Origin of the sequence: Rhizobacter sp. AJA081-3, assembly GCF_017795745.1 — a bacterium.
Taxonomy (GTDB): domain Bacteria; phylum Pseudomonadota; class Gammaproteobacteria; order Burkholderiales; family Burkholderiaceae_C; genus Piscinibacter.
On sequence record NZ_CP059067.1, the window covers coordinates 4,353,272 to 4,379,158 of the forward strand.

Annotated in this window: 29 protein-coding genes; 8 read left to right on the forward strand and 21 right to left on the reverse strand. The window is 68.2% G+C overall.

Annotated features, from left to right (window positions below):
• Positions 1–291: 291 nt before the first annotated feature.
• The 5 genes from ptsP to HZ992_RS20635 all read right to left on the reverse strand — a co-directional run bounded on the left by ptsP (position 292) and on the right by HZ992_RS20635 (position 4,608).
• Positions 292–2,082 (reverse strand): phosphoenolpyruvate--protein phosphotransferase, encoded by a 1,791-nt coding sequence (gene ptsP, locus HZ992_RS20615; protein ID WP_209383674.1) that lies wholly within the window; start codon positions 2,080–2,082, stop codon positions 292–294.
• Between the two features lie 69 nt (positions 2,083–2,151).
• On the reverse strand, positions 2,152–2,421 hold the full coding sequence (locus HZ992_RS20620) for an HPr family phosphocarrier protein (RefSeq protein WP_209383675.1): 270 nt from the start codon (positions 2,419–2,421) through the stop codon (positions 2,152–2,154).
• A complete protein-coding gene (locus tag HZ992_RS20625; RefSeq protein WP_209383676.1) occupies positions 2,390–2,839 on the reverse strand; it encodes a PTS sugar transporter subunit IIA in 450 nt (149 codons plus the stop codon). Before HZ992_RS20625 ends, HZ992_RS20620 begins: the two co-directional genes overlap by 32 nt.
• Positions 2,840–2,860: 21 nt before the next feature.
• Positions 2,861–4,087: an MFS transporter gene (locus HZ992_RS20630; protein ID WP_209383677.1), complete on the reverse strand. Its 1,227-nt coding sequence runs from the start codon at positions 4,085–4,087 to the stop codon at positions 2,861–2,863.
• Positions 4,084–4,608, reverse strand: a complete 525-nt coding sequence (locus tag HZ992_RS20635; protein ID WP_209383678.1) for a hypothetical protein — start codon at positions 4,606–4,608, stop codon at positions 4,084–4,086. The genes HZ992_RS20630 and HZ992_RS20635 overlap by 4 nt, the downstream gene beginning before the upstream one ends.
• A gap of 42 nt (positions 4,609–4,650) precedes the next feature.
• Between HZ992_RS20635 and HZ992_RS20640 the strand changes: the two genes are divergently transcribed.
• A complete protein-coding gene (locus HZ992_RS20640; protein ID WP_209383679.1) occupies positions 4,651–5,916 on the forward strand; it encodes a CaiB/BaiF CoA transferase family protein in 1,266 nt (421 codons plus the stop codon).
• A gap of 213 nt (positions 5,917–6,129) precedes the next feature.
• Positions 6,130–7,284, forward strand: coding sequence for a hypothetical protein (locus HZ992_RS20645; RefSeq protein ID WP_209383680.1), 1,155 nt, complete (start codon positions 6,130–6,132; stop codon positions 7,282–7,284).
• Positions 7,285–7,314: 30 nt separating this feature from the next.
• On the opposite strand, the gene HZ992_RS20650 is transcribed toward HZ992_RS20645, so the two are convergent.
• From HZ992_RS20650 to HZ992_RS20700, 11 genes are all read right to left on the reverse strand, one after another.
• Entirely contained in the window at positions 7,315–8,004 is a 690-nt protein-coding gene (locus HZ992_RS20650) for a DUF4197 domain-containing protein (protein ID WP_209383681.1), read from the reverse strand.
• A 66-nt stretch (positions 8,005–8,070) separates the two neighbouring features.
• Entirely contained in the window at positions 8,071–8,967 is an 897-nt protein-coding gene (locus HZ992_RS20655) for a hypothetical protein (protein WP_209383682.1), read from the reverse strand.
• A 91-nt stretch (positions 8,968–9,058) separates the two neighbouring features.
• Positions 9,059–10,042 carry a lipoyl synthase gene (gene lipA / locus HZ992_RS20660; protein ID WP_209383683.1) on the reverse strand — a complete coding sequence of 328 codons (984 nt, stop codon included), beginning with the start codon at positions 10,040–10,042 and terminating at the stop codon, positions 9,059–9,061.
• 4 nt (positions 10,043–10,046) lie between these two features.
• Positions 10,047–10,706: a lipoyl(octanoyl) transferase LipB gene (gene lipB / locus HZ992_RS20665; RefSeq protein ID WP_209383684.1), complete on the reverse strand. Its 660-nt coding sequence runs from the start codon at positions 10,704–10,706 to the stop codon at positions 10,047–10,049.
• 8 nt (positions 10,707–10,714) lie between these two features.
• Positions 10,715–10,990 (reverse strand): YbeD family protein, encoded by a 276-nt coding sequence (locus HZ992_RS20670; RefSeq protein WP_209383685.1) that lies wholly within the window; start codon positions 10,988–10,990, stop codon positions 10,715–10,717.
• Between the two features lie 47 nt (positions 10,991–11,037).
• On the reverse strand, positions 11,038–11,925 hold the full coding sequence (locus HZ992_RS20675; RefSeq protein ID WP_209383686.1) for a D-amino acid aminotransferase: 888 nt from the start codon (positions 11,923–11,925) through the stop codon (positions 11,038–11,040).
• A 25-nt stretch (positions 11,926–11,950) separates the two neighbouring features.
• Positions 11,951–13,114: a D-alanyl-D-alanine carboxypeptidase family protein gene (locus HZ992_RS20680; RefSeq protein ID WP_209383687.1), complete on the reverse strand. Its 1,164-nt coding sequence runs from the start codon at positions 13,112–13,114 to the stop codon at positions 11,951–11,953.
• A gap of 78 nt (positions 13,115–13,192) precedes the next feature.
• On the reverse strand, positions 13,193–13,816 hold the full coding sequence (locus tag HZ992_RS20685; RefSeq protein ID WP_209383688.1) for an alpha/beta hydrolase: 624 nt from the start codon (positions 13,814–13,816) through the stop codon (positions 13,193–13,195).
• Positions 13,813–14,139, reverse strand: a complete 327-nt coding sequence (locus HZ992_RS20690) for a (2Fe-2S) ferredoxin domain-containing protein (protein WP_209383689.1) — start codon at positions 14,137–14,139, stop codon at positions 13,813–13,815. The genes HZ992_RS20685 and HZ992_RS20690 overlap by 4 nt, the downstream gene beginning before the upstream one ends.
• A 36-nt stretch (positions 14,140–14,175) precedes the next feature.
• Positions 14,176–15,285 carry a VanZ family protein gene (locus tag HZ992_RS20695; RefSeq protein ID WP_209383690.1) on the reverse strand — a complete coding sequence of 370 codons (1,110 nt, stop codon included), beginning with the start codon at positions 15,283–15,285 and terminating at the stop codon, positions 14,176–14,178.
• A gap of 16 nt (positions 15,286–15,301) precedes the next feature.
• A complete protein-coding gene (locus HZ992_RS20700) occupies positions 15,302–15,730 on the reverse strand; it encodes a CopD family protein (protein WP_209383691.1) in 429 nt (142 codons plus the stop codon).
• A 240-nt stretch (positions 15,731–15,970) separates the two neighbouring features.
• Between HZ992_RS20700 and hemB the strand changes: the two genes are divergently transcribed.
• Genes hemB through HZ992_RS20715 form a run of 3 tightly spaced genes read left to right on the forward strand, consistent with a single transcriptional unit; the run spans position 15,971 to position 18,987 of the window.
• Positions 15,971–16,975 carry a porphobilinogen synthase gene (gene hemB, locus HZ992_RS20705; RefSeq protein ID WP_209383692.1) on the forward strand — a complete coding sequence of 335 codons (1,005 nt, stop codon included), beginning with the start codon at positions 15,971–15,973 and terminating at the stop codon, positions 16,973–16,975.
• Between the two features lie 12 nt (positions 16,976–16,987).
• On the forward strand, positions 16,988–18,085 hold the full coding sequence (locus tag HZ992_RS20710) for a magnesium transporter CorA family protein (RefSeq protein ID WP_209383693.1): 1,098 nt from the start codon (positions 16,988–16,990) through the stop codon (positions 18,083–18,085).
• 29 nt (positions 18,086–18,114) lie between these two features.
• Complete coding sequence (locus tag HZ992_RS20715; RefSeq protein ID WP_245213143.1) at positions 18,115–18,987, forward strand: DMT family transporter; 873 nt, start codon at positions 18,115–18,117, stop codon at positions 18,985–18,987.
• On the opposite strand, the gene ybeY is transcribed toward HZ992_RS20715, so the two are convergent.
• Both ybeY and HZ992_RS20725 read right to left on the reverse strand, forming a co-directional pair.
• Complete coding sequence (ybeY, locus tag HZ992_RS20720; RefSeq protein WP_209387253.1) at positions 18,975–19,421, reverse strand: rRNA maturation RNase YbeY; 447 nt, start codon at positions 19,419–19,421, stop codon at positions 18,975–18,977. The two genes, HZ992_RS20715 and ybeY, sit on opposite strands and share 13 nt — an antisense overlap.
• 1 nt (position 19,422) lies before the next feature.
• Positions 19,423–20,406: a PhoH family protein gene (locus tag HZ992_RS20725; RefSeq protein ID WP_209387254.1), complete on the reverse strand. Its 984-nt coding sequence runs from the start codon at positions 20,404–20,406 to the stop codon at positions 19,423–19,425.
• 104 nt (positions 20,407–20,510) lie between these two features.
• Here HZ992_RS20725 and HZ992_RS20730 point away from each other — a divergent pair, with 104 nt between their 5' ends.
• From HZ992_RS20730 to ruvA, 3 genes are read left to right on the forward strand one after another with little or no spacing between them, the layout of a single operon-like run.
• Positions 20,511–22,394, forward strand: a complete 1,884-nt coding sequence (locus HZ992_RS20730; protein WP_209383694.1) for a sensor histidine kinase — start codon at positions 20,511–20,513, stop codon at positions 22,392–22,394.
• Positions 22,395–22,440: 46 nt separating this feature from the next.
• On the forward strand, positions 22,441–23,100 hold the full coding sequence (locus HZ992_RS20735) for a response regulator (protein ID WP_209383695.1): 660 nt from the start codon (positions 22,441–22,443) through the stop codon (positions 23,098–23,100).
• A 29-nt stretch (positions 23,101–23,129) separates the two neighbouring features.
• Positions 23,130–23,702, forward strand: coding sequence for a Holliday junction branch migration protein RuvA (ruvA, locus tag HZ992_RS20740; protein WP_209383696.1), 573 nt, complete (start codon positions 23,130–23,132; stop codon positions 23,700–23,702).
• Between the two features lie 3 nt (positions 23,703–23,705).
• Here ruvA and HZ992_RS20745 read toward each other — a convergent pair whose 3' ends face one another.
• Genes HZ992_RS20745 through HZ992_RS20755 form a run of 3 tightly spaced genes read right to left on the reverse strand, consistent with a single transcriptional unit; the run spans position 23,706 to position 25,879 of the window.
• Positions 23,706–24,167: a copper chaperone PCu(A)C gene (locus tag HZ992_RS20745; RefSeq protein WP_209383697.1), complete on the reverse strand. Its 462-nt coding sequence runs from the start codon at positions 24,165–24,167 to the stop codon at positions 23,706–23,708.
• Positions 24,168–24,201: 34 nt separating this feature from the next.
• Positions 24,202–24,696 (reverse strand): hypothetical protein, encoded by a 495-nt coding sequence (locus tag HZ992_RS20750; protein WP_209383698.1) that lies wholly within the window; start codon positions 24,694–24,696, stop codon positions 24,202–24,204.
• Entirely contained in the window at positions 24,674–25,879 is a 1,206-nt protein-coding gene (locus HZ992_RS20755; RefSeq protein WP_245213144.1) for a sialidase family protein, read from the reverse strand. The genes HZ992_RS20750 and HZ992_RS20755 overlap by 23 nt, the downstream gene beginning before the upstream one ends.
• Positions 25,880–25,887 lie beyond the last annotated feature (8 nt).

Sequence of the window (25,887 nt, forward strand, 5' to 3'; positions counted from 1 at the left end):
TTGAAGTGAACTTCACTTCAGTGAGCGTTTAAGGTCCAAGAGACCTCGAGTCTTGCGACTCTTGGCACTCGCCTTCAAACGCCCACACTTATCGGCTGTTAGTTTTTAAAGAGCTTGCCTTGCGGCGCTTGCTGATTTCGTTTCCGTTCTCAGCGAAGAAAGCGATTCTGACATGTTTTTCTAAACCCTGTCAAGCACTCAACTTTCTTGTCTTCGCCTCGTCGGTGTCGCGAATCAATCGCGGCGCTGTTCTCAGCGAAGACCGCGACTATAGCATTCTTTTCGCGGCCGTCAACGACCGGCTGCGGTGACACGACTGGCTCCGCCCATCTCTGCGGAACGTGAACGCAGCTCAGGGTCGTCCGCTGCCAAGAGCTCCGGCAAGACGGCAGCGCATCGGCGAGCGTCCGTTCGCAGGATGCGCTGCTTGATGGAGGCGATCTGCGCCGGATGCATCGAGAAGCTGCGCAACCCCATGCCGAGCAGGAGTTCGGTGAACGCGGGATCCCCCGCCATCTCGCCACACACGCTCACATGCTTTCCCGCGTTGCGCGCCTGCTGGATCGTGCTGGCAATCAGCCCGAGAACCGCGGGGTGCCATGGGTCGTACAGATGCGAGACAGCCTCGTCGGCACGATCGATCGCCAAGGTGTACTGGATCAGATCGTTCGTGCCGATCGATACGAAATCGAAGTGGCGAAGGAAGATCGGCAGGACCAGTGCGGCTGCAGGCACCTCGATCATGGCGCCGATCTCCACGTCGACGAAGGGGCGCCCTGCATCGGTCAACTGCTGCTTCGCCTTGGCCAGCGCCTCCAGTGTCAGCTTGACCTCGCCGAGATGAGCCACCATCGGGAACAGCATCCGCACCTTGCCATAGGCACTGGCTCTCAGAATGGCCCTGAGCTGCTGCCGGAACATACCCGGCTCCGAAAGGCTCCAGCGAATCGCACGCAGGCCGAGGGCGGGGTTCAGCGCGTGCTCGTGCCGCAGTTCGTTCACAGACATCCGCTCAAGCGGCTTGTCCGCGCCGATGTCGACGGTGCGTATCGTCACGGGCAAGCCGTTCATCGCTTCGACCGCGGCCCGGTAGGCTTCGAACTGCTCGTCTTCCCCAGGGAGCTCGCCCCCACGGTTCATGAACAGGAACTCGCTGCGGAACAGTCCGACCCCGAGCGCGCCTGACTCCAGCGCCGACTTCGCATCGACGGGCAACTCGATGTTCGCAAGGAGTTCGATCCGTTCGCCGTCCAGGGTGACGGCCGGCGTGTGACGCAGCCTGGACAGCCGCTCGCGTTCCAGTTCACTTTGCCGCTGGCGGAATCGGTACTCCTCCAGCACGATCGGCGACGGATTGACGATGACGATGCCGTTGTCGCCATCGATGATCACCCAGTCGTCCTGGCGGATGATGCGGCTTGCCTCACGCGCCCCGACCACCGCCGGAATGTCCATGCTGCGAGCGACGATGGCGGTGTGCGAAGTCTTGCCACCCACGTCGGTGACGAAGCCAGTGAAGACGCTGCCCTTGAACTGCAGCATGTCGGCGGGGGCAATGTCGTTGGCGACCAGCACCAGCGGCTCCTCGCCGCCGAAGTCTCGCGCCCCCACCGCCGGAGCCGCCGCGAACGACGCCTCCGGTCCCCGTGCGAGGGCTCGCAGCAAGCGCTCGACGACCTGTTCGAGGTCCGCCTTGCGCTCGCGCAGGTAATCGTCCTCCATCTCGTCGAACTGCCGGGCCAGAACTTCCAGTTGTGCCGACAAGGCCCACTCGGCGTTGTAGTGCCGTTCGTGGATCCACTGTTTCGTGGCGCCGGTCAGTGAATCGTCGTGCAGCAGCATGAGGTGCACGTCCAGCAGCGCCGCCAGTTCGCCGGGCGCCTCGGCTGGCAGGTCGCGCTTGAGCAGGCTGAGTTCGCCGGCCACGGCGTCGCGTGCGACGCGCAGCCTCGCCACTTCGCCGTCGACCCGGGCTTCGTCGACGAAGTAGTGTGCAACGTCGATGCGACTGGAGGCGACCAGCACTGCGCGGCCGATGGCCACCCCGCGGGAAACGGGAAGTCCGAACACCTGGAAGCTCATGCGAGCATCCTAGCGGCTCGCGAAGTCGTCGCCCATCGGTACTTCTTACAGGCGATCGACCGAGAGTCCCTACTGCCCTTCGCCGAACTTGTCGTTGATCAACGCCGTGAGCGCGTCGGCAGCTTCCTGCTCGTCGGCGCCCGTCGTTTCGATCTCGACATCGCTGCCCATGCCGGCGGCCAGCATCATCACGCCCATGATGCTCTTGGCATTGACGCGCCGGCCACTGCGGCTCATGAAGACATCGCTCTTGAAGCTGCCGGCAAGCTTCGTCAGCTTGGCCGAGGCGCGGGCGTGAAGGCCCAGCTTATTGCTGATGGTGACGGTGGTCTTGATCATTTCCGCCGGGTTTGAATGTCTGGTTCTGCGGCCTGGAAGTAGCCACCTGCATGATGCCCTGGGCCGCGCCGGCGACGGCTCGCGCCACCAAGGCGTCCAGCGATTCATCGGCATAGCACAGCGAGCGCCAGAGCATGGGCACGTTGACGCCAGCGATCACCTTGACTTGCACACCATCGGCCAGGCGCTGCGCGACATTGCAGGGCGTCGCCCCGAACACGTCGGTGAAGATGAGCGCCTCCGGTCGCCGGATCTTCGCCAGCATTTCGCGCGCCTGCTGCTCGATCTGCTCCACCGTCATGTCGGGAAGAACGTCGAAGGCCTCGAGGCGATGCGCACAATCCGGGAACGCATGTGTGGCCACCGCCTTCAGCGAGGAGGCCAGCGGCGCGTGGGCAATGATCAGCAATCCGGGCATAGGTCGGAAATTATCGGCAACTCAAGCCTGTTCGACGGGCAAGGCGCCCACCGATGCGTCGTCGTACCGCAAAAACCACAGGTAGGCGCAGATTGAACATGCTGCGAACAACGCCATTGCCACCCGAAAGGCCGACAGGGTCGATCCTCCCAGGCGCATGAAGGTGTCGATGGCGATCCCGAGCCCCCACTGCAGCGTGAAGATTCCCCCGAAGATCACCAAGTTGTAAGCCGACAGCGCCCGACCGGCCTGCTCCGCCGGTGACGCCTGCCCCACGGCCGGTTGAGACAGCGACAGCACCGAACTGCTCACGCAGAACAGCGTCCAGGCCCAGGCCGTCGCACGTTCGCCCAGGCCGATGGTGAGCAACAGGAATATGAGGCTCACGGGAACGCCCCAGGTCACCAGGCGCTGGGCACTCCAGCCCGCCCGGTAGAGCCTGGGAACGAACAGCCCCCAGGCGAGGAAGGCCAGGAGCATCGAAAGGTTGATGGCGAACAGCCCCGCAGCCGCCTGCGCAGGCGTCCATCCGCAGACTTGCACCAACCAGGGCCCGGCCCACAGCGACTGCACGGCGATCATCCCGCCGTAGTGGAAGAAGGCCAGCGGCGCGAAGCGCAGAAAGGTTCGCTGCCGCCAGATGGCGGCGTAGCCCGTGGTTCGCGAAGCCGGGAAGCGGCGGCTGTCGTCCGCGGGGACACAGACGAAGATCGCGGCCATCGACAGAGCCAGCAGGAAGCCGATCAGCCAGAAGAGCCCGCGCCAGCCCAGGACGGGCAGCATCCATTGCACGGGCAAGGTCGACGCCACCATGCCGAGAGACCCGCTCATCAGCATCCACGAATTCGCCCGCAATTGTTCCTGCGGCCCGAAGCTGCGCCGAAAGGCCGTCAAGGGCGCCATCAGGCAGGCGCTCACACCGACGCCGATCAGCGCCCGGGCCAGAGTCAGGGCCACGAAGTGCTGAGCCATCGCGAAGGCAGCGCAACCCAGCACCGCCACACCGAGCAGCGCGAGCAGCACGCGGCGCGGGCCATGGCGGTCCAGCGCGCTGCCCAGCGGCAATTGCATCGCGGCGAAACCCAGGAAATAGGCCCCCGCCAGCAGGCCCAGATCGCCCGAACTCAAGCCCAGTTCGGTGCTCAATGCCGGCGCCAGCGTCGCCGTGACGGCCCTCACCAGAGTCGAGAAGAAGTAGGCGAGGGCGAAACTGAGGAAGACAGGTACCGCCGAACGCAGCGGCATCATGAAGGCAGGCGCAATCCAGCGAAGAAGGTGTCGGCCGCCTCGGCGGGCACCTTCTTGCCCAGCACGGTGGCCTGGTAGACACGCAGGCCCTTGGCGAAGAAGGCCGCCTGCTCCTGCAGGTTTGTGCCGTTCGCTTGAGTCGCTTCCAGCCGCAGGCGCGCCGCGTTCGGGTTCGGAGTCATGCCGGGCACGGCCAACTCGACTCGGTCGGGGCGCGCCGCGCCAAGGTTCGACGTGGCCAGGGCTCGCAGCTCCGCCAGCGTCGCGCTGACCTGCCCTGGGTCCGCCAGGTCGGCGAAGCTCAGCGCGAAGTTCACGTCGCCCGCGCTGCACACGAGCATCTCCATCCGAACCGTCTGTCCCGCCAGGGCGACGCTGCGCGAATGGCGATCAGGCTTGCACGGGAAGGTGGCGACGATACCGCTGCCCTCGGCCTGGAACTCGCGCCAGTCGAGCGATGGCGCGCAGGCCCACAGGGTGGCGGCCAGCGCGGTGGCCAGCGGAAGGCGGAATCTGTCCATCGGAAGGCATTATCCCGGGCTGCCTGCAGCCACAATTCGCGCATGAACGACGCCTCTTTGCCCAGCGCGCCCTTGGCCGGCGTGCGTGTGCTGGACTTGTCCCGCGTACTCGCCGGCCCCTGGTGCACGCAGACACTCGCCGATCTGGGCGCCGACGTCGTCAAGATCGAGCGGCCGATGCGCGACGGCGCCGGCGGCGACGACACACGCGGCTGGGGCCCGCCCTTCCTGCGCGACCGGCACGGCCACGACACCGCCGAATCCGCCTACTACCTCGGCGCCAACCGCAACAAGCGCTCGGTGACCGTCGACATCGCCCAGCCTGCCGGCCAGGCACTGATCCGTCGGCTAGTCGAGCGCAGCGATGTCTTCGTCGAGAACTTCAAGGTCGGCGACATGGCACGCTATGGCCTGGACAGTGCCAGCCTGCTCGCGCTCAACCCGCGCCTGGTCTACTGCTCGATCACCGGCTTCGGCCAGACAGGCCCCTACCGCGACCGCGCCGGCTACGACTACGCCGTTCAGGGCATGGGTGGGCTGATGAGCGTGACCGGGCCGTCGCGCCAGGAGATCGCCGACGATGCGCCGGGCGGCGGGCCGCAGAAGGTGGGCGTGGCAGTGGCCGATCTCTTCACGGGCATGTACGCCACCACGGCGATCCTGGCCGCGCTGCGCCATCGAGATGCCACCGGCCTGGGCCAGGCGATCGACATGGCGCTGCTCGACACGCAGGTGGCCATGCTGGCCAATCTTGGCGCCAACTACCTGGCCACCGGCGTGGCGCCGCAACGTGCCGGCAACGCCCACCAGAACATCGTGCCCTACCAGGTGTTCGAAGTGTCCGATGGCCACATGATCCTGGCAGTGGGCAACGACGGGCAGTTCGCCAGGTTCTGCGAGGTGGCCGGCCGGCCCGAACTTGCAGGCGACCCGCGCTTCTGCCGAAACGCCGACCGGGTGCGAAACCGCGCCGTGCTGGTCCCGATGCTCGCAGAGATCATGCGCCGGCGGCGCAAGTCGGACTGGCTCGAGTCGCTCGAGGCAGCGAAGGTGCCGTGCGGCCCGATCAACGACCTGGCCGAAGTGTTCGCCGATCCCCAGGTGCAGGCCCGCGGCATGACGGTGTCCTCTCCCCACCCTCTGGCCGACGACCTTCGGCTCGTGGCCAGCCCGATGAAGTTCTCGAAGACCCCTGTGCAGTACCGGCGCCCGCCGCCGCTGCTGGGCGAACACACCGACGAAGTGCTGCGGGAGTTGGGGCTCAACGCAGGCGAAGTCGCTGCCTTGCGATCCTCGGACGTGGTCTGAACGAGCCCGGCTCCACCCGAGAGTCACAGTTTGTGACATCTGCACCCCCTGGGACAGATGGAAAACGCCGGGCACATCTGGCGCCCTGCCATCCCCGGCGCGACACTGTGATCCACATCACGGCGCGTGAGTGATCGCTTCTCCGGCACGCAGGCTCCAGCAGAGGGCACAGTAGCCGCACCTCGCCGCGCCGATGAGCAAGGACAACACGGCATGGACATGTCAGACCTCGAACGAAAGAACGGCGGGCAGGGCCGTTCGCATCCGGCGCCTCCGGCCGACGATTCCGAATCCACGCAGCGCTGGCAACAGCTGGTGCTGGAGATCGGTGCGGCCACGGCCGCCCCTCTGTCGGCCGCGCTGGAGCGCATCCATGCACTGATCACCAGCGGCAAGATCGATCGTGCCGGGCTGCGCGCCCTGCGCGACGAGGTCGAGATGGCACGCCAGGCCGGCATGATCGGCCAGCAGATCTCACGCTTCGCCTCGGGGCGCTTGCGCCAGTCGCACGAACGGCTGCAGCTCGCCGATACGCTCAAGGGCGTGCTCTCGCACCGGCATCGCGAGACACAGGCGCGCGGTATCGTGCTCAAGCCGACGCTCAAGCCGGCGGAGGTCATCGTCGATGCGTCGCTGCTGTTCAGCCTGCTCAACGCCGTGCTCGACTGGGCGCTGGGCCATGCACGCTCGAACATCGAATTCCGCATCGAGATGAAGGCCTGGCCAGCGCACGCGCAACTCGTGTGCCGCTTTGCCCATCGTCCGGCGGACCTGGCCCCCACGGCGGACGCGGCACCAGACCCGTCGACGCTGGAGTCGCTGAGCTGGCGACTTCTCGAGCAGACGGCCTGGACCATGGGTCTGCCGATCCACCGCCAGGACGACGCCACCCAGACCACGCTGACGATCGAGTTCCCGCGGACCGCCAACGACGAGATCTCCGGTGTCAGCACGATGGAGATCGATGAAGGTTTTGCGCCCTCGTCCAATTCAAAGCCGCTGGCCGGCAGCCACGTACTGGTGGTTGCCTCGCGCCGCGAAGTGCGCGTGCAGATTCGCGATGCGCTGCGCAACATGGGACTGATCATCGACTTCGTGAACTCGGTGGACGAGGCCAGCGAGTTCTGCCGCGAAGGCCTGCCGCACGCGATCGTCATCGAGTCGATCCAGCGGGGCGAGAAGTTCGCTCATCTGCGCGAGGAGATCAGTGCCGAGGTGCCCGACTTCGTCTTCATCGAGATCATCGAGGAAGGCAACACCTTCGAGATGTCGGGCTTCAGCGGCTCGAACGTGGCCCGTGTCGGCCGCGACGTGATCGACAGTTCGCTGCCGTCGGCGCTGATGTTCGAGCTGTCGAAAGGCCTCTAGGCGACCGGGCGCCTTCGCGCCCTGCCCGCCCTACTTCAACGAGCCGAAGACCTTCTTCAGGATCGCGCTGCCGGTGGCGACCGGGTTCTGGCGGATCTTTCGCTCTTCCTCGCCGATCATCAGGTACAGGCCGTCGAGTGCCTTGCCGGTGACGTACTGCTGGACGTTCGCGTCTTCCTTCTTCACCAGGCCCAGGCCCATGGCCTTGCCGGCCACGGCGTTGTACTTCGATGCCAGCGACACCTTCTCGGTCGCCTTGGTCACGATGGGCAGGAACTTCACGCCCAGCGGCTCACGGGTCTTGCCGGCGAAGAACTGCGTCACCGAGTTGTCGCCGCCGGTGATGACCTGGCGGGCGTCTTCCACGCTCATCGACTTGACCGCACCGATGAGCAAGGACTTCGCCTCGGGCATGGCCGCCTCGGCCGCACGGTTCATCGCCGTGACGAGTTCGTCGACGCGCTTTTGCTGGCCGGTCGCCTTGAGCAGCTTGGCCGCATCCGCCAGGAAGCCGGGCAGCGGGATGCGCACCTTCGGATTGCCCAGGAAACCATCGGTCTTGCCCAGCAGGCCGACGGCACTCACCGCGCCACGCTCGAGCGCGGCGCGCACACCGGCGGCCGCATCGGTCTCGCTCAGGCCGAGGGCTTGGGCCGGCGAGGCCAGGCCGAACAGCGCCGGCGCCGTGATGATCCCTGCCGTGAATTGCCTACGCCGCATCGTGCACTCCCATTGAATCGATCCGCCATCTTGCCATTGCTCGCGGCGTGGCCACCCGGCTCGGGCTCAGCCCCAGAAATACCAGACGAACCAGATCGCCAGTGCCAGCAGCACCGCACGCAGCGGATTGGTGCCTGACGAGAACAGATCGCCCCAGTCGCCGACATCGCCACGGCCCTGGCGCTGATCGGCCTCGGCCTGCATCTTGGCGGCGAACTCGCGTCGGCGCGGCAGGTCGGCATCGAGCGCCTCGAGCCGGCGCTTGACCACCTCGGGCGCCGGCTTGTGCGCATGTGCGCGCAGCGCGGGGCCGAGCGTGGCCACGCGCTCGTGGGCATCGCCAAGCCGGCTGACGGCCAGCGTCGCGCCGCACTGGGCACAGTCGACCGACAGCCCGGGAGGCAGCGAGGCACCGCAGGCGCCGCATTGCATCGCCTGCTGGCGGGCGGGATCCTGGTGCACGGCCTGCGGCTCCAGCACGCCCTCGGGATCGAGTGCTCGCGCCAGCCGCGCCACGTCCAGCAAGCTGGGCACCGAGCCGCAGTAGCGGCACTGCTCATCGCCCTTGCCCAGGGCCGCGCCGCAGTTGACGCAGTCGATGCGTCCGTGGCGTTCCAGCAGCCGTGCCCGATCGACCAGCGACAAGGGCCGAAGCAGGCCCTTTTCCTGCAGAAACTGCGCGAACGACTGGTAGGCACCGTGGCCGGCCCGGCACTCGAGGTGCAGCGAACGGCCCCAGCGCGATTGGTTGTGGACCGTCTTCAGCGTCGCGCCGCAACGTGCGCAGCCGGCGTCCGGGCGCAGCGTCAGGTGAGGCAGGTCCTGGGTGCGTGCCATCGCCCCGATCAGATCGAGCAGCGCCGGACCGGCCAGCCGCGCCGTCTCGGAGAGATCGAACCAGACCAGGTGGCAGCCACCGCACAGATCGATCTCGACCGTGCGGCCATAGTGGCCCGGCAGCATGAGCCGCTGCATCGGCGCGCGACAGTTGCCGCAGACGAGCGCGGGTTCGGCTGCAGCAGACGCGGCGCTCGGTGGCATCGCCGCTGCGGGCTCAGGCGACGCCGGCGGACGCAGCCTGCTGGTCGGCGTGATAGCTCGAACGCACGAGTGCGCCGACAGCCGCGTGGCTGAAGCCCATCTTCGCCGCCTCGGCCTCGAACATCCTGAAGGTGTCCGGGTGCACGTAGCGGCGCACCGGCAGGTGGTGGCCGCTGGGTGCCAGATACTGGCCGATGGTGAGCATGTCGATGCCGTGCTCGCGCATGTCACGCATCACCTGCAGGATCTCGTCGTCGGTCTCACCCAGGCCGACCATCAGCCCGCTCTTGGTGGACACGCCGGGTGCGAACTCCTTGAATCGCTTGAGCAGGTTCAGCGAGAAGGCGTAGTCGGAGCCGGGACGCGCTTCCTTGTACAGGCGCGGCACGGTCTCGAGGTTGTGGTTCATCACGTCGGGAGGCGCGGCCTTCAGGATGTCGAGCGCGCGGTCCATGCGGCCACGAAAGTCGGGCGTGAGGATCTCGATGCGCGTGGCCGGCGACAACTCGCGAACCTGGCGAATGCACTCGACGAAGTGGCCTGCGCCACCGTCACGGAGGTCGTCGCGGTCGACGCTGGTGATGACCACATACTTGAGCTTGAGCGCCGCGATCGTCTTGGCCATGTTCAGCGGCTCGTCCGCATCGAGCGGGTCGGGCCGGCCGTGGCCGACGTCGCAGAACGGGCAGCGCCGCGTGCACTTGTCGCCCATGATCATGAAGGTGGCCGTGCCGTGGCCGAAGCACTCGCCGATGTTCGGGCAGGAGGCTTCCTCGCACACCGTGTGCAGCTTGTGCTCGCGCAGGATCTGCTTGATCTCGTAGAAGCGCGTGCTTGGCGAGCCCGCCTTGACGCGGATCCAGTCGGGCTTCTTCAGCGTCTCGGCCGCCACCACCTTGATGGGGATGCGCGACGTCTTGGCCTGCGATTTCTGCTTGGCCGTCGCGTCGTAGTCGGCTGCGCTCTTCGCTTCGTGGGTGACGTTTTCGGTCGCCATGGTCTCAGGGGCTCAGGTGCGATGCCAGCTTGTCTCCAAGCCGCCCCGCCACGGTGTCCCAGTCGGTGGAAACCCCGATTTTAGCGAGGTCCACCGTCTGCAGGCCGGCATAGCCGCACGGGTTGATGCCGTCGAAGGGGCTCAGGTCCATCGCCACGTTCAGCGCCACGCCGTGGTAGGTGCAGTGCCGAGTGACCTTGATGCCCAGCGCGGCGATCTTGCCCAAGCCCTCGAACGGATCGCTGCGTGGGCCGGTGCGCGCCGCATGTCCGGAGGGATCGGCGAGCTCGACGTAGATGCCCGGCGCACCAGCGACGCGGTGGCCGGTGATGCCGAAGCCCTCGAGCGTCTTGATCACGCAGTGCTCCAGCCGGTAGACGTACTCCTTGACGTAGATGCCCAGGCGCCTGAGGTCGATGAGCGGATAGGCCACCACCTGCCCCGGCCCGTGGTACGTGACCTGGCCGCCGCGGTTGGTCTGCAGCACCGGGATGCCGCGCGGATTCAGCACGTGGCCGGCCTGGCCGGCCAGGCCCTGCGTGTAGACCGGCGCGTGCTCGCACAGCCAGATCTCGTCGGGCGTGCTCTCGTCACGCTGTTCGGTGAAACCGCGCATCGCGTCCATCGTCGCCGCGTAGTCGACGCGGCCGAGCACGCGGACCATCGGTGCGTTCAGAGCACCACCTTCACCATCGGGTGCGTCGACAGCGTGCGGTACAGCTCGTCGAGCTGCTCGCGGCTGGTCGCGGTGATGGTGATCGTCACGCCGAGGTAGTTGCCGGCCTTGCTCGGGCGTGTCTCGACGGTCGCGGCATCCAGGTCCGGATCGAACTGCTGCGCGATCTTCACGACGGCCTGCGCGAAGCCGTCCACGTTCGCGCCCATCACCTTGATCGGGAACTGCGACGGGTACTGGATCAGCGACTGCTCGGGCGGGATCTCTCTCATGGCGGTGTTCATGCGCCCGAAGGTGGGGCCGGGCGCCGGCAAATCAATCAGATCGACTGCGACTGCTTGGCACGCTGATACGCCTCGTACAGGCGCGCGTACACCGGTCCGGGCTTGCCGCGCAGTGCGCCGTGGCCGACGGGCTGGCCGTCGAGCTTGGTGACCGGCAGCACCTCCTTGGTCGCCGAGCTGAGCAGTAGTTCGTCGGCTGCCAGCACCTCGCCTTCGGGGATGGGGCGCAGGTTGTAGGCGATGCCGGTTTCCTCGCACAGCTCGCGGATCAGGTCGTAGCGGATGCCCTCGAGCACATGCTCGCTCTTCGGCGGCCCGAGCACCGCGCCCTCGTGCACCACCCAGACGTTGCTCGCCGAGGCCTCGGTGAGGTAGCCGTCGCGGAACATGACGGTCTCCACCGCGCCGTGGTCGGCCGACATCTGCCGCGCCAGCACGTTGCCCAGCAGCGAGGTGCTCTTGATGTCGCCGCGCTCCCAGCGGAAGTCGCGCGCCGTCACGCAGGCCACGCCGTGATGGCGCTGATCGGCCGTGGCGTGCTTCATCGGGCTGGCCATCATGAACACGGTGGGCGCGATGTCGGTGGGCATCACGTGGTCGCGCAGCGCCACGCCGCGCGTCACCTGGATGTAGATCAACTGATCTTCGGCCCCGGCCTTCTCGGCCAGCGCGGCGACCAGCTTGCGGCTGCGCTCCAGCCACTGCTCCGGCGAATGCGGGTCGGCGATGCGCAGCTTCGAGAGGCTGCGGCCCAGCCGCGCCAGGTGCTCGTCGAAGCGGAACAGCCGCCGGCCGTAGACCGGCACGACCTCGTAGATGCCGTCGCCGAAGATGAAGCCGCGGTCGAGCACCGACACCTTGGCGTCGCGCAGCGAGCTGTACTCGCCGTTGAGGTAGCACAGCGTGTCGGGCAGGGTCTGCATGGCCACTCCTGGAAAGGCTTTCAGCTTACTTGATCCACAGCCGGATGGCGTCCCAGGCGCGGCCGAAGATGCCTGCCTCGTCGACGGCCTCCAGCACCACCAGCGGCACCTCGGCCACAGCCAGCCCGGCGGGGGTGGCCACCTTCAGCACACCCACCTTCTGGCCCTTGGACAGCGGCGCGACCAACGGGTCGGTGCGCTCGATCTTCGTGACCAGTTTGCTGCCCTCGCCCTTGGGCACGGTGACGAACACGCCGGCCTCGACGCCGAGCTTGGCCTCGTTGAGCTTGCCCTTCCAGACCTGCGGCGTGGCGATGGCCTTGCCCGGCTCGAACAGGCGCACGGCATCCCAGGCCGCGTAGCCCCAGTTCAGCAGCTTCTGGCTCTCGTTGGCGCGCGCGTCCATCGACGTCGTGTTGAGCACCACGCTGATCAGCCGGCGCTTGCCATTCGGGAAGTCGCGCTGCGCGCTGGCGATCAGGCAATAGCCTGCGGCCTCGGTGTAGCCGGTCTTCATGCCGTCGACCGTCGGGTCGCGCTGCAGCAGCACGTTGCGGTTGTTCTCGTTGCTCGCCGGCGCACCCTCGAAGCGGTACTTGCGCGTCGAGTAGATCGGGTAGAACTCCGGGAAGTCCTTGATGATGCGCGAGGCGATCACCGCGAGGTCTCGCGCCGAGCTGTGGTGGCCCGGCTCGGTCAGGCCGGTGACGTTCTTGAACACCGTGTTCTTCAGCCCGAAGGCCTGAGCCTGGCGGTTCATCATCTCGATGAAGGTCGGCAGCGTGCCGCCCACGCCCTCGGCCAGCGCCACCGACGCGTCGTTGCCCGAGTTGACGATCATGCCGCGCAGCAGGTCCGACACCTTGGGCGTGCTGCGCGGCTCGATGAACATCAGCGAGCCGCCGCCCTTGCGCTCTTCCCAGGCTCGCAGCGAGACCGGGAGGATCTGTTCTTCAGAGATCTTCTTGTCGCGGATGGCACTGAAGACCACATAGGCGGTCATGAGCTTGGTCAGCGAGGCCGGATCGGCCGGCGCGTCGGCATTGCGCTCGGCGAGCACCTGGTTGCTGGTCACGTCGAGCAGCAGGTAGCTCTTCGCGGCGACCTCGGGCGGCTGAGGCGCCTGCGCATGCACGGTCAGGGGGAGGGCAAGGGCCCATACGGCCAGCCAGGTAGTCAGTCGCTTCATCGGAAGGTTTCGTTCGAGAGGTTCAGGGGTCCGAGCAGGCCCGGGCCCGAAAGGTTCACTGCGGTCGACGATTCGGGCTCAGTCGGCCGGGGTGCGCAACTGCTGCACCAGCGTGTGCTTGAGCAGCCCGAGCTGCCCGTGGAAGAAGTGTCCGACACCGGGGAACACGATCACCGGCAACGCCTGCGGCCGCGCCCAGTCGAGCGTGGCCGACAGCGGCACCACGTCGTCGGCCTCGCCGTGGATCACCACCGTGTCGGACGGCACCACGGGCATCTGCTGCTTCTGCGTCGACGGGCCGACCAGCGCCAGCCGCTGCGGCTTCGCATCATCGGGCAACAGCGCCGCGGCCTGTGACGCGACGTAAGCACCGAAGGAGAAACCGGCCAGCAGCAGCGCCTCGCCGGGGCGGCGCATCGCGGCGATCACCGCCAGCGCATCGTCGACCTCGCCGCGGCCCTCGTCCCACGTGCCTTCGGATGCGCCGACGCCGCGGAAGTTGAAGCGCACGCTGCGCCAGCCGAGCGTGACCGCGGCCCGGGCCAGCGTCTGCGCCACCTTGTTGTCCATCGTGCCGCCGTGCTGCGGGTGCGGGTGGCAGATCACGGCGACGCCGTGCGCCGCGCCGGCGGGCGCGTCGATGGCGCACTCGATCGCGCCGGCCGGGCCGGGCACGAGCTGGCGGAGGGTATGGCTGTTCACCGGCCGACGTTCGGCGGCAGCAGCAGGCGCTCCACCACCTGGCCCTTCTTCAGGTGCGAGTCGACGATCTCGTCGATGTCTTGCTGGTCCACGTAGGTGTACCAGACGGCTTCGGGGTAGACCACTGCCACCGGGCCGCCGGCGCAGCGGTCCAGGCAGCCGGCCTTGTTGACACGCACGCCGCCGGGGCGGGCCAGCCCCTCGCCCTTCACGCGCGACTTGCAGTGGTCGAAGCCCGCCTGTGCCCCATGCTGTGCGCAGGCGTTCTCGCCGCTGTCGCGCTGGTTCAGGCAGAAGAAGATGTGTCGCTCGTAATAGCTCATGGCCCGATTCTAGGAGGCGAGCCCCCGGCGACGCGCTCAGTCGTCGGACCGCGCACCCACGCGCACCAGCAGATACAGCAGCGCTGCGTAGGGCCACAACCAGCCGACCCATTGCGCCGCGCCATGGAAGCGGATGAAGCGCCCCTGTTCCCAGGCTTGCAGGCTGACGGCGAAGTACGGATCTGCCGGCGCCTGCAACACCAGCGCCACCAGCGCCGACAGCACCACCAGCCCGAGGCCCGCGGCGGCCCGCCGCGGCAACAGCGCGACGAGCGCCGCCAGCATCGCGCCGACAGCGAAGCCGGCCGCGGCATTGGGCGTGCGCCATGCGAGTGCGTGGTCCGGGCCAAAATTCATGGCGGTGGACAAGGTCGTGGCCGCAGCGCCAAACGTCACCGCGCCGGCCAGCAGCACGAAGCGGCGCCATCCCTGCGGCGCGATGGCCAGTGCGATCATGCACGGCGCCATCAGGCCGAGTGCGACGATGGCGAGTTCCTGGCCCGCTGAAAGCCTTTCGAGCGTCGGCTGCGCGTGCAGCCAGGGCCCGGCCCAGTCGAGCATCACGCTGCCCTCGAGCTCCGATCGCAAGGTCTCCTGCAGGCGCACCCAGACCTGTCCGAGCCCGAGCGGTACCGGCGCCGGGAACAGCAGGCCCAGCGGCCAAAGCAGCAACAAGGCCAGCCCGCCGGCACTGCCGCCGATGAACCAGCGCTCGCGCACCGCCTGCCAACGCTCCACGCCGCCCAGCAGGTGCACCACCAGCCCGAGCGCGGCGCCGCAAGGCGCGCCAGCGACGTTCAGCGCGAGGTCGAGGTTGGAGGCGACACGATCCGGCAGGTAGTTCTGCAGCAGTTCCATCGTGAACGACAGCACTGCACCCGTCGCAACGGCCGCGAGCACACTGCTGCCGGGCGCCTGCCCGGCGCGCACCCGCGCGCCGAACACCAGCACACCCAGCGGCAGATAGCCCAGCAGGTTGGAGACGAGATCGAAGCCCGTCCAGTAGCGGGGCCAGGCGAGGCCGAGGAAGTGCAGCGGCGAACTGCCCGGCACGCGCCATTCGCCGAACGGGTACAGGCTCGCGTAGAGGATCAGCCCGGCGTAGAGCCAGGCCAGCGGGACGGCGGAGCTGCGATGGCGGGCCACCGGCGTGCCCGCCCGCTCAGAAGGGCTTGACCACCACCAGCACCACGGTGGCGGCGAAAAGGATCACGGTGACTTCGTTGAAGACGCGGAACCAGCGTTCGCTGCGGCGGTTCGTGAACTGCTCGAACTGGCGCAGCAGTGATCGGCAGACATGGTGATAACCGACCGCGCCGACCACCAGCAGCAGCTTGGCGTGCATCCAGCCGTTGCCCGGGCCGCGGCCGATGCCGTAGTAGAGCCAGAGCACGAAGCCCAGGCCGAGCGCCGGAATCATCAGCAGGCCCGCGAAGCGGTACAGGCGGCGCGCCATCAGCAGCAGCCGCTCGCGCTCGGCATGGCTGTCGGCCGGCACCGCCGCGAGGTTCACGAAGATCCGCGGCAGGTAGAACAAACCGGCGAACCAGCTGGCGACGAAGACGATGTGGAAGGCTTTGACCCAGAGCATCGGCCGATTATGGCCAGAACCGCCGTCGGGTCGGCGCGCCCGCGGCGCTCCACAAAGAAAAGCCCCGGCACGAGGCCAGGGCTGAAAAGCCTTTGCGCTGTCACACGTTCAGGCTCCTGCTCAGGGAGGAAAAGCAGGGAATGACAACCTTGCGGCTATCATTCAGTTGTAACTTTAGCAGAAGCCGCGCAAATTGCGAACGCGCCCATTTGTGCGGTAGGCCAGTCTCCGGAACCGCCCATGCAGACGCCACCACCCTACCCCGCCAGCCGCCCGCGCCGCCTGCGCCGCGATGTTTTCACGCGCGAGCTGGTGCGTGAGCACCGACTACATCCCAGCGACCTGATCCTGCCGGTGTTCGTGCTGGCTGGCCAGGGTGTGGTGCAGGACGTGGGCTCGATGCCCGGGGTCCAGCGCCTGAGCCTGGACCGGCTGCTGCCGGTGGCCGAGGACTGCGTGAAGTTGGGCATCCCCGTGATGGCGCTGTTCCCGGTGATCGAGCAGTCGCTCAAGACCGAGGACGGCCGCGAGGCACTCAACCCCGAGGGACTGGTTCCCACGGTGGTGCGCGAGCTGAAGAAGCGCTTTCCCGAACTCGGCGTGATGACCGACGTGGCGCTCGACCCGTTCACCTCGCACGGCCAGGACGGCCTGCTCGATGCGACCGGCTACATCCTCAACGACGAGACCGTCGCGGTGCTGCGCCAGCAGGCACTGGTGCAAGCGCAGGCCGGCGTCGACATCGTGGCTCCGAGCGACATGATGGACGGCCGCATCGGCGCGATCCGCACGGCTCTCGAGGCGAAGGGCTTGATCCACACCCGCATCATGGCCTACAGCGCCAAGTACGCGAGTGCCTTCTACGGGCCCTTCCGCGACGCCGTGGGCTCGTCGGCCAATCTCGGCAAGAGCAACAAGAAGGTCTACCAGATGGACCCGGGCAACACCGACGAGGCACTGCGCGAAGTCGGGCTCGACATCGCCGAAGGCGCCGACATGGTGATGGTCAAGCCCGGCATGCCCTATCTCGACATCGTGCGCCGGGTGAAGGACGAGTTCCACGTGCCGACCTTCGCCTACCAGGTCAGCGGCGAGTACGCCATGCTCAAGGCCGCCGCTCAGAACGGCTGGCTCGACCACGACGCGGTGATGATGGAGAGCCTGCTCGGCTTCAAGCGCGCCGGCGCCGATGGCGTGCTGACCTACTTCGCCCGCGACGCGGCCCGGCTGCTGAAGGCAGCCTGAGGCCGGGGCGCGATGCGCGTCTTCCACGTCAACGGCGACCAGTTCGTCGAACTCGACGCGCTGCCCGCCACGCTGCCGGCCACCGGCTACCTTTGGGTGGGCGCGGCGCGGCGCGAATTCGAGGTCAACGTGGCAGCGCTGCAGACTGCGCTGCAGGCCTGGACCGGCGGCACGCTGGTCGACCTGCACGTGTCGGACCTGCTCAACAACCAGTTGCCCTCGCACTTCGACTACACGTCCGTGTACGACATGCTGGTGTTCCGCCGCCTGGCCGCGGGAACGGGCACCGCGGGCATGTTCGTCGACGATACCCAGGGCACGCTGGCCAGCGGTCGCTCGGCGATCGAGGCGATCGACACCAGCCCGGTCGGCTTCGCGGTGTTCGACCGCGTGCTGTTGACCGTGCATCCCACCGACTGCCAGGTGCGCGACTACTTCGCCGGTCGCCTGGCGCTGCAGGGCCAGCCGACCGAGACGCGCGCCGGCCCGCGCCTGCCGAGCAGCCCGGCCGACCTGATGCTGCGCATGGTCAACCACATGGTGGACAGCTACCTCGAGCTGCGCCGCCTGCTGACGCGGCAGTTCACCCACCTGCAGCAGGAGTTGTTCCGCCCGCACGGCAATTTTCGCAACTGGCAGCTGTTGCTGGAATCGCGCAACGCACTGCACCTGCTCGAAGACACCTGCGAGGACCAGCGCAGCGCGCTGATCGAATGGATCGACGCGCTGGAGGAGTGGCCGCAGGCTCCCGACGCCGGCACCGGCCGAGAGCGTGAGATGCTGCGGCTGCGCTCGCGCGACGTGCTCGAGCACATCGAGCGCGTGCTGACGCACGTGCGCCGACTCGAGTCGTCCGCCGAGACGGCGGTGCAGATGCACTTCTCGGCACAGAGCCACCGCACCAGCAACATCATGCGGACTCTCACGGTGCTCACTGCCATCTTCCTGCCGCTCAATCTGGTGACCGGTTTCTTCGGCATGAACTTCGATGCATTGCCGCTCATCCACACCGCCACCGGATTCTGGATCGCTGCGGCCATCATGCTGGCCGTCGGAGTCGGCCTGAGCATCTACTTCTGGCGCAAGAACTACCTGGGCAGCTCGCATTGAGCGGCGCGCAGTTCAGCACGAGACAGATCGTGCTGCTGGTGCTCCTCACGCTCGTCTGGGGCCTGAACTGGCCGGTGATGAAGCTGGGGGTCACGCATTTCCCGCCGCTGTCGTTCCGCGCCATGTCGATGTGGCTGGGCCTGCCGGTACTGTTCATCGCGGTGCGCGCGATGAAGGTGCCGCTGCGCATCGAGCGCTCGCAATGGCGCGAACTGGGCTCGCTGACCTTCACCAACATGATCGTCTGGCACGTGCTGGCGGTGTTATCGGTGCAGGCGCTGTCGTCCGGCCGCGCGGCCATCCTCGGCTACACGATGCCGGTGTTCTCGGCCCTGTGGGGCGTGGCGCTGTTCGGCCAGCGCCTGTCGCCGCGGCAGCTTCTGGGCGTGGCCGCTGCGGCGGTCGGCGTGGCGCTGCTGCTGTGGCACGAACTCGGCCGCATGACGGGTCGCCCCTGGGCAGCAGCGGGCATGCTCGTGTCGGCCGCCGTCTGGGCGCTGGGCACGCAGCAACTGCGCCGCACGCGCATGACGGCGCCCACGCTGGCCATCGTGTTCTGGATGACGGTGATCACGACGCTGGTGATGACGGTGCTGGCCACGGCGCTGGAGCACGACCGCTGGCACGAGCCGAGCCCCGTGGTGTGGGCGACGATCGTCTTCAACGCGGTGCTGATCTTCGGCTTCGCGCAGCCGGTGTGGCTGTACCTGGCGCGCAGCCTCGCTCCGGTGGCCTCGACGCTGTCGGTGATGATGATCCCGGTGCTGGGCACGCTGTCGGGCGCCTGGTGGCTCGACGAGCAGCTGCACTGGCAGGACTTCGCCGCCATCGCGCTGATGCTGGTGGCGATCGCCTCGGTGCTCTGGCCGGCGCGGCCGCTGCAAGCCAGTCAGGCCGCGTAAGGGTCCTCGAAGCCCAGCGCGGCGAGGATCTGCGTCTCGCGCGCTTCCATCACCTTGGCATCGCGCGCCTTCTCGTGGTCGAAGCCCTGGGCGTGCAGCGTGCCGTGCACCAGCAGATGGGCGTAGTGCGCCTGGATCGGCTTGCCCTGCTCGGTGGCCTCGCGCGCCACCACAGGCGCGCACAACACCAGGTCGGCCGACACCACCGGCTCCCGGCTGTAGTCGAAGGTCAGCACGTTGGTCGCGTAGTCCTTGCCGCGGAAGTCGCGGTTCAGCGCCTGGCCTTCCTCCGCATCGACGATGCGCACGGTGATCTCGGCCGGCGCCTGCAGCGCGGCGCGGATCCAGCGAATCACCTTGTGCCGCGGCAGCTCTGCGCGGTGCGTCGAATCGGCGAACTGCAGCGACAGGGTCAGGTCGGGCCGGGCTGGCATCTCACGCATCGTCCGATCGGGCCGCGTCGTAGGCCTCGACGATGCGCGCCACCAGCGGGTGGCGCACCACATCGGCCGAGGTGAAGCGCGTCGTGGCGATGCCGCGCACGCGCCGCAGCACGCGCTCGGCGTCGATCAGGCCGCTGGCGCTGCCGCGCGGCAGGTCGATCTGGCTGACGTCGCCGGTGACCACCGCCTTCGCGCCGAAGCCGATTCGCGTGAGGAACATCTTCATCTGCTCCGGCGTCGTGTTCTGCGCCTCGTCGAGGATGACGAAGGCGTGGTTCAGCGTGCGCCCGCGCATGAAGGCCAGCGGGGCGATCTCCAGCGTGCCTTTCTCGAAGGCCTTGGTGACGCGATCGAAGCCCATCAGGTCGTACAGCGCGTCGTACAGCGGGCGCAGGTACGGGTCGACCTTCTGCGCCAGGTCGCCGGGCAGGAAGCCCAGGCGCTCGCCGGCCTCGACCGCAGGGCGCGTCAGGATGATGCGCTGCACCTGGCTGCGCTCCAGCGCATCGACGGCGCAAGCCACGGCCAGGAAGGTCTTGCCGGTGCCGGCCGGCCCGATGCCGAAGGTGATGTCGTGCGCGAGGATGTTGCGCAGGTAGGTGATCTGGTTCGGCGTGCGGCCGGCCAGGTCGGTGCGGCGCGTGTGCAGCACGATCTCGTCGTCCGGCGCCGTAGCGTCGGCGGCGGTGGCGGCACGCAGCGCGGTGGCTGGCCGCAGGTCGGCCATGGCTTCGACCAGCGCCAGTTGGACCTGCTCGGCGGGGATGGCGCGGCGAGCCCGGTCGTACAGCGTCTGCAGCAGCAGCACCGCCCGCTCGGCCTGTCTCTTGCCGCCCTCGATGCGGAAGGATTCGTTGCGGCGCGTGATCGTCACGTCCAGCGCGCCCTCGATACTGCGCAGATGCTCGTCGAGACTGCCACACAGGTGCGACAAACGGGCGTTGTCGGGCGGGATGAAGGCGTGGCGAAGGATCACGTGCAAGCGACGCTGCGGCAAAGCGGCGATTGTCGCCCCAACCGGCGTGCGAGCGTGCCATCCGACCGCGCCGGGCGGGCGAGCATCCTGCACAATCGCCGCCGATGAACGCTGTCGCCCTGCTCCGGCTCGCCGCGCGCCTGCTGTGCGCGGCCGTGCTGGCCACGGTCTGGCCAGCGTCGGCCGCACCGCCGCCGACGCAATTGATCACGCAGGCGTTGTCGGTGGCGAGCAATGCCGACCGCTTTCCGGAGGGCGACCCGTCGGCGACCACCGTCTCGCTGCCCGACGACTGGTCGGACTCGCAGCCCCGGCACGATGGCGGCGTCTGGTACCGCGTCAACTTCAATCCCGGGCCGTCGCTGGACCGCACCGACCTGCTCGCCCTGTACGTTCCTCGCTCCTGCAGCAATCTCGACGTGTTCCTGAACGGCCGGCGCATCCACAGCGGCGGCCGGATGGCCGATCCGGTGGCACGCAATTGCCACTACCCGCAGCTGGTGTCGCTGCCGGGTGGGCTGGTGCTGTCCCAGGGCAACGTGCTCGACCTGCATGTCCGCGGCCACGCCCTCCAGCGGGTGGCCGCGCGCGAGCGTGCCGGCGGTCTGTCGGAACTTCGTGTGGGCGCCTACGACGAACTGGCCGCCTTGCACGCCGACACCCTGTTCTGGAACGTGACCGCCGTACAGATCGCCAGTCTCGCCCTGGGCATGCTCGGCATCGTGATGACGGGGCTGGCCTGGGTGAACCGGCGCGATGCACCGATGGGCTACTACGGCCTGATGGCCATCGGCTGGGCCCTCGTCTCGGCACGGCTGTGGTGGCGCGAGGTGCCGCTGGACAACGCGACCGTCGAGTTCCTGATCTGCCTGTCGTTCACGCCGATCCTGGCGCTCGCCGTCCAGTTCCTGCTCAGCTATGCCGGGGTGCGCTCGCGCATGATCGAGGCTGCCCTGTTGGCGCAATGCGTGGTGCTGCCGATGAGCCTGCTGCTGGCCGGGCCGGGCCGGCTGTTCGGCATGACAGGCGCCTGGTATGTCGTGCTGGCCGCCGAGACGCTCGGTGCCATGCTGCTGCACCTGCACATCAGCTGGCGTGATCAGCGCAGCGAGTTCTGGCCGATGGCGATCACGCTCGGTGCGGCAGCCATCGCGCTGGCCGTGGAGATGGCCGTGCAGCGCGGCTGGCTCGCCCTGCCGCCGGCCCCGCGCATGCAGATCCTGCTGCCGCTGATCCTGATCGCCTTCGGTGTGCGTCTCGTGGTCCGGCGAGCAGGCGCCGCAGTGGCCCCCGACGCCTCGCGTTTCAACATGGATGCGCGCGTGCGCGAGATCACCGCAGAGATCGAGCGCAATCACGCCCAGCTCGCCGAGATGCGCATCGAGCAGGTCACCGAGAAGGAGCGCAAGCGCATCGCCGCCGACCTGCACGACGACCTCGGCGCCAAGTTGCTGACCATCGTGCACACCAGCGAGAGCGAGCGCATCTCCACGCTGGCGCGCGAGGCGCTCGAGGAGATGCGCCTGTCGGTGCGCGGCCTCACCGGCCGGCCGGTGCGGCTGTCCGATGCGCTGGCCGATTGGCGCGCCGAGACGGTGATGCGACTGGGACAGGCCAACGTCGAGATCGACTGGAAGAGCCTGGCGGAGGACACCGATCAGGTGCTGCCCGCGCGCGGCTTCGTGCAGACCACGCGCATCCTGCGCGAGGCGGTGAGCAACATCATCAAGCACAGCGGCGCCTCGCACGTGAAGGTGCGCTGCGCGATCTCGGGCCTGCAGTTCGGGCTGAACATCCAGGACAACGGCAAGGGCATCCCGATGGAGCTCGACGGCAAGCTCGACCGCGGCCACGGCATGTCGAGCATGAAGCACCGCGCCAAGCAGATGCAGGGCCAGTGCCTCGTCGAGTCCGGGCCGGGCTATGGCACCGTGATAAGGCTCACGTTGCCCCTCGGGCCCGAGGCCCCTGCCGCGCCCGCGCGCTGATAGGATCCTCGAGCGGGTGCCTTTGCGCCCCGAGTGAGGACTCACCATGAGCAACATTCTTCTGCTCGAAGACCTGCCCGAGATCCGCGCCTGGCTGAAGGTGCTGGTCCACCAGGTGTTCCCGCAGGCGCAGATTTCCGAGGCGGCGCGTGTCCACGATGCGCTCGAGCTCGTCAGCGCGGTCAAGTTCGATCTGGCCCTGGTCGACCTCGGCCTGCCCGACGGCTCGGGCGTCGACGTGGTCGCAGCGCTGCGCGAGCAGCAGCCCGAAGCGCAGTCGGTGGTGGTCACCATCCACGACGACGACGAGCACCTGTTCCCCGCGCTGCAGGCCGGCGCCTTCGGCTACGTGCTCAAGGAGCAGGCACGCGAGCTGATCGCCGAGCAGCTCAACCGCATGAGCCAGGGCGAGCCGCCGCTGTCGCCGTCGATCGCGCGCCGCGTCATCGCCTACTTCGCGGCGCAGGCCCGGCCGCAGGCCAAGGACACGATCCCGCACGTGCAGCTCACCGACCGCGAGAACGAGGTGCTGCTGCGCGTGGCCAAGGGCTTCACGCTGCCCGAGATCGGCGTGCAGCTCAACCTGTCCCGCCACACCATCGCCGACTACGTGAAGCAGATCTACCGCAAGCTCAACGTGAGCTCGCGTGCCGAGGCGGCACTGGAAGCGCAGCGGCTCGGCCTGTTCGGCCGCAGCAGCCGCTGAGCGCGTTTCGGGCGGGATAATCCTCGCCCATGATCGGACGCCTGACCGGAACCCTCGCGGAGAAGAACCCGCCGCAACTGCTCGTCGATGTCAACGGCGTCGGCTACGAAGTCGACGTGCCGATGAGCAGCTTCTACAACCTGCCGGCCCTCGGCGAGCGCGTCACGCTGCTGACGCACTTCGTGGTGCGCGAGGACGCGCAGGTGCTGTTCGGCTTCCTTACGCACGAGGAGCGCAGCACCTTCCGCCAGCTCGTCAAGATCTCCGGCGTGGGGCCGCGCACCGCGCTGTCGATCCTGTCGGGCCTGAGCGTCGCCGAACTCGCGCAGGCGGTCAGCCTGCAGGAGACCGGCCGCCTGGTGAAGGTGCCGGGCATCGGCAAGAAGACCGCCGAGCGACTGCTGCTCGAACTCAAGGGCAAGCTCGGCGACGCCTTGACCGCCCCCGCCGCGGTGCAGGGCGATGCGCAGGCCGACATCCTGCAGGCGTTGGTGGCACTCGGCTACAGCGACCGCGAGGCCGCAGCCGCGCTGAAGGCCCTGCCCAAGGAGGTCGGCGTGAGCGAAGGCATCAAGCTCGCGTTGAAGGCCCTCGCCCGCTGAGACTCAGTGCTTGTGCTCGGTCATGGGCATGGCCGCCGACATGGCCTTCACCGGCACCTTCAGCTCCAGCGTCTCGCGCTTGCCGTCCTTGCCCTCGACGACCAGCGTGAGCGGCACGCTCTCGCCGTCCTTCAGCGGCTGCTTCAGGTCCATCAGCATCACGTGATAGCCGCCGGGCTTGAGCTCGACGGCCTTGCCGGCCGGCAGTTCCAGCGCCGGGACCGCGCGCATCTTCATCACGTTGCCGTCCATCGCCATCTCATGCACTTCGGTCACGCCGGCCAGCGGCGACTGCGCCGAGACGAGCTTGCCGCCCTGCGCCGAGGTGATCTGCATGAAGGCGCCGGTGGCTTTCTGCGGCGCCACGGTGCCGCGCACCCAGGCGTCCTTGACGGTGGTCTGGGCCGACGCGGCAGCCGAAGCGAAGGCCATGGCGGCCAGGAGGGTGATTCGAAGGGTCTTCATCGGGCGTTCTCCAGGGGTTGAAACGAAAGGGGAATCAGCGGCGGGCGGCGGCCCAGGCGTCCAGGTCGGCGGCAGCCGGTGCGCCGGTCACCCAGCGCACCGGCTGGCCCGGGACGAGCAGGCCGACGTAGGGCGTGGCGCCTCGCCATGCGGGGTTGACGACGTGGCGCAGTGCCGGGGCCTGGCCGTCGAAGGCGAACAGCCGCTCGGCGACGCGGTAGTGCGGCTGCTTCAGCAGGTGGGCATCGTCTTCGCCGGGCGCCATGTCCGTGACCACGGCCATCAGCGTGGCGTCGACGCGGCGCCGGCGCAGCTCGGCGGACAGTTGCTCCATCACCGCCGGGCAGTTGCCGCAGCTGGTGGAGGAGAACACCACCAGCGCCGGCTTTTTCAGCGAGGACTGCAGCGCGCCCCATGTGCCGGCGGCGAACGGTTCGATGCCGCGCGGTGCGGCCGCCACATGCCAGCCGGCGGCCAGCGCGATCAGGCCCGCCGCAACGGCCAGCCTAGGGAAGCAGGGCGTGGACATGGATGCCTTTCGTGGTGCGCCACAGCGCGAACAGTCGCTCGCCCCGTCGGACGAGTCTGGGGTGGTCGTTGTCATCGGGGCTCGCATCGAGCTCCTGCAGCGTGAAGCTGTGGCCGTCGTCGCGCGACAGCCAGGCGCGCAGCCGCGTGGCCTGGCCGTCGTAGCTGCGCCAGACGATGGCGAGCTTCGCGCCAGCGCTGATCAGGTCGGCGTGTTCGGCGGCTTCGTCGGGCAGGAGCCTGGCCTCGCCCTGAGGCGAGCCGTCGGCCGCGAGCCGGCCGTAACGCGCTGCCGCCACGCCGGCACGCTCGCCGAACCAGACGGCGTGGTAGCCGCCCTGCGCGGCCGGCGTCAGGCCCGGCCCGTGGTGCGGGCAGGCGTCGACCGCCCAGCGGTCCAGACTGGCACGCACCGGCTCGGCCTTCGCCGGCGCACCGAGCAGCGCGAAGCCATGGTCGCGCTGGTTCGGCGCGAACACGTGGCGCCACATCGTGGCCAGGCGGCCGTCGGGCGAAGGCGCCAGGGCGATGCGGCAGCATTCGCAGGAGTGGTCGGCGAGCTTGATGTCCGGCCCGAAACTCGCGCCGCCGTCGCGCGACTCGTTGCGGTAGATCGCCGCGCCGCGGTAGTCCTTCTTCGACGCGGTCGCCTCCAGGTCGCGCTTGTCCACCCACAACGTGTGCAGGGTTCCCTGCGAATCGAAGGCGATCGACTCGAAGCGGTGCGTGATCACCTGCCGGTCCGCGTGTACGGTGAACGGCGGCGAGAAACTCCGGCCTCCATCGGCCGAGCGCAGCATGCGGATGGCGCCGGTGTAGGGCTTGGCCAGTGGCTGGGTGTAGCTGATCACCACCTGGCCGTTCGGGCCGAAGGCGATCTTCGGACGGTTCTCGCCGTCGGCCGAGATCGCATCGTCGCCGCGCGCCAGCACGCGCGGCGCCGCCCAGGTCTTGCCCTCGTCGGCGCTGGTCTGCACGGTCAGCCGCAGCTGCTCGTCCAGTGCCACCACCCACAGTTCGCCCGAGGGCGCGAAGGCCGCACCCAGGGCCAGCGCCGGCGCGCGCTTCTTCGGCTTGGCCGGAGCGTGTTCGGCATGCTGGGCCAGCGCGATCGACGCGAACAGCGCGCCGATCAGCGCGAGGGCCAACGATCGGCCTCGTGCTGGAACGATTCGGGTCTTCATGGCCATCC

What these genes read in the sequence shown, in the direction of transcription:
- ptsP (WP_209383674.1), bottom strand. Translation starts at nt 2,082, where the DNA reads ATGAGCTTCCAGGTGTTCGGACTTCCCGTTTCCCGCGGGGTGGCCATC.
- HZ992_RS20620 (WP_209383675.1), bottom strand. Translation starts at nt 2,421, where the DNA reads ATGATCAAGACCACCGTCACCATCAGCAATAAGCTGGGCCTTCACGCC.
- HZ992_RS20625 (WP_209383676.1), bottom strand. Translation starts at nt 2,839, where the DNA reads ATGCCCGGATTGCTGATCATTGCCCACGCGCCGCTGGCCTCCTCGCTG.
- HZ992_RS20630 (WP_209383677.1), bottom strand. Translation starts at nt 4,087, where the DNA reads ATGATGCCGCTGCGTTCGGCGGTACCTGTCTTCCTCAGTTTCGCCCTC.
- HZ992_RS20635 (WP_209383678.1), bottom strand. Translation starts at nt 4,608, where the DNA reads ATGGACAGATTCCGCCTTCCGCTGGCCACCGCGCTGGCCGCCACCCTG.
- HZ992_RS20640 (WP_209383679.1), top strand. Translation starts at nt 4,651, where the DNA reads ATGAACGACGCCTCTTTGCCCAGCGCGCCCTTGGCCGGCGTGCGTGTG.
- HZ992_RS20645 (WP_209383680.1), top strand. Translation starts at nt 6,130, where the DNA reads ATGGACATGTCAGACCTCGAACGAAAGAACGGCGGGCAGGGCCGTTCG.
- HZ992_RS20650 (WP_209383681.1), bottom strand. Translation starts at nt 8,004, where the DNA reads ATGCGGCGTAGGCAATTCACGGCAGGGATCATCACGGCGCCGGCGCTG.
- HZ992_RS20655 (WP_209383682.1), bottom strand. Translation starts at nt 8,967, where the DNA reads ATGCTGCCGGGCCACTATGGCCGCACGGTCGAGATCGATCTGTGCGGT.
- lipA (WP_209383683.1), bottom strand. Translation starts at nt 10,042, where the DNA reads ATGGCGACCGAAAACGTCACCCACGAAGCGAAGAGCGCAGCCGACTAC.
- lipB (WP_209383684.1), bottom strand. Translation starts at nt 10,706, where the DNA reads ATGGTCCGCGTGCTCGGCCGCGTCGACTACGCGGCGACGATGGACGCG.
- HZ992_RS20670 (WP_209383685.1), bottom strand. Translation starts at nt 10,990, where the DNA reads ATGAGAGAGATCCCGCCCGAGCAGTCGCTGATCCAGTACCCGTCGCAG.
- HZ992_RS20675 (WP_209383686.1), bottom strand. Translation starts at nt 11,925, where the DNA reads ATGCAGACCCTGCCCGACACGCTGTGCTACCTCAACGGCGAGTACAGC.
- HZ992_RS20680 (WP_209383687.1), bottom strand. Translation starts at nt 13,114, where the DNA reads ATGAAGCGACTGACTACCTGGCTGGCCGTATGGGCCCTTGCCCTCCCC.
- HZ992_RS20690 (WP_209383689.1), bottom strand. Translation starts at nt 14,139, where the DNA reads ATGAGCTATTACGAGCGACACATCTTCTTCTGCCTGAACCAGCGCGAC.
- HZ992_RS20700 (WP_209383691.1), bottom strand. Translation starts at nt 15,730, where the DNA reads ATGCTCTGGGTCAAAGCCTTCCACATCGTCTTCGTCGCCAGCTGGTTC.
- hemB (WP_209383692.1), top strand. Translation starts at nt 15,971, where the DNA reads ATGCAGACGCCACCACCCTACCCCGCCAGCCGCCCGCGCCGCCTGCGC.
- HZ992_RS20710 (WP_209383693.1), top strand. Translation starts at nt 16,988, where the DNA reads ATGCGCGTCTTCCACGTCAACGGCGACCAGTTCGTCGAACTCGACGCG.
- ybeY (WP_209387253.1), bottom strand. Translation starts at nt 19,421, where the DNA reads ATGCCAGCCCGGCCCGACCTGACCCTGTCGCTGCAGTTCGCCGATTCG.
- HZ992_RS20730 (WP_209383694.1), top strand. Translation starts at nt 20,511, where the DNA reads ATGAACGCTGTCGCCCTGCTCCGGCTCGCCGCGCGCCTGCTGTGCGCG.
- HZ992_RS20735 (WP_209383695.1), top strand. Translation starts at nt 22,441, where the DNA reads ATGAGCAACATTCTTCTGCTCGAAGACCTGCCCGAGATCCGCGCCTGG.
- ruvA (WP_209383696.1), top strand. Translation starts at nt 23,130, where the DNA reads ATGATCGGACGCCTGACCGGAACCCTCGCGGAGAAGAACCCGCCGCAA.
- HZ992_RS20745 (WP_209383697.1), bottom strand. Translation starts at nt 24,167, where the DNA reads ATGAAGACCCTTCGAATCACCCTCCTGGCCGCCATGGCCTTCGCTTCG.
- HZ992_RS20750 (WP_209383698.1), bottom strand. Translation starts at nt 24,696, where the DNA reads ATGTCCACGCCCTGCTTCCCTAGGCTGGCCGTTGCGGCGGGCCTGATC.
- HZ992_RS20755 (WP_245213144.1), bottom strand. Translation starts at nt 25,879, where the DNA reads ATGAAGACCCGAATCGTTCCAGCACGAGGCCGATCGTTGGCCCTCGCG.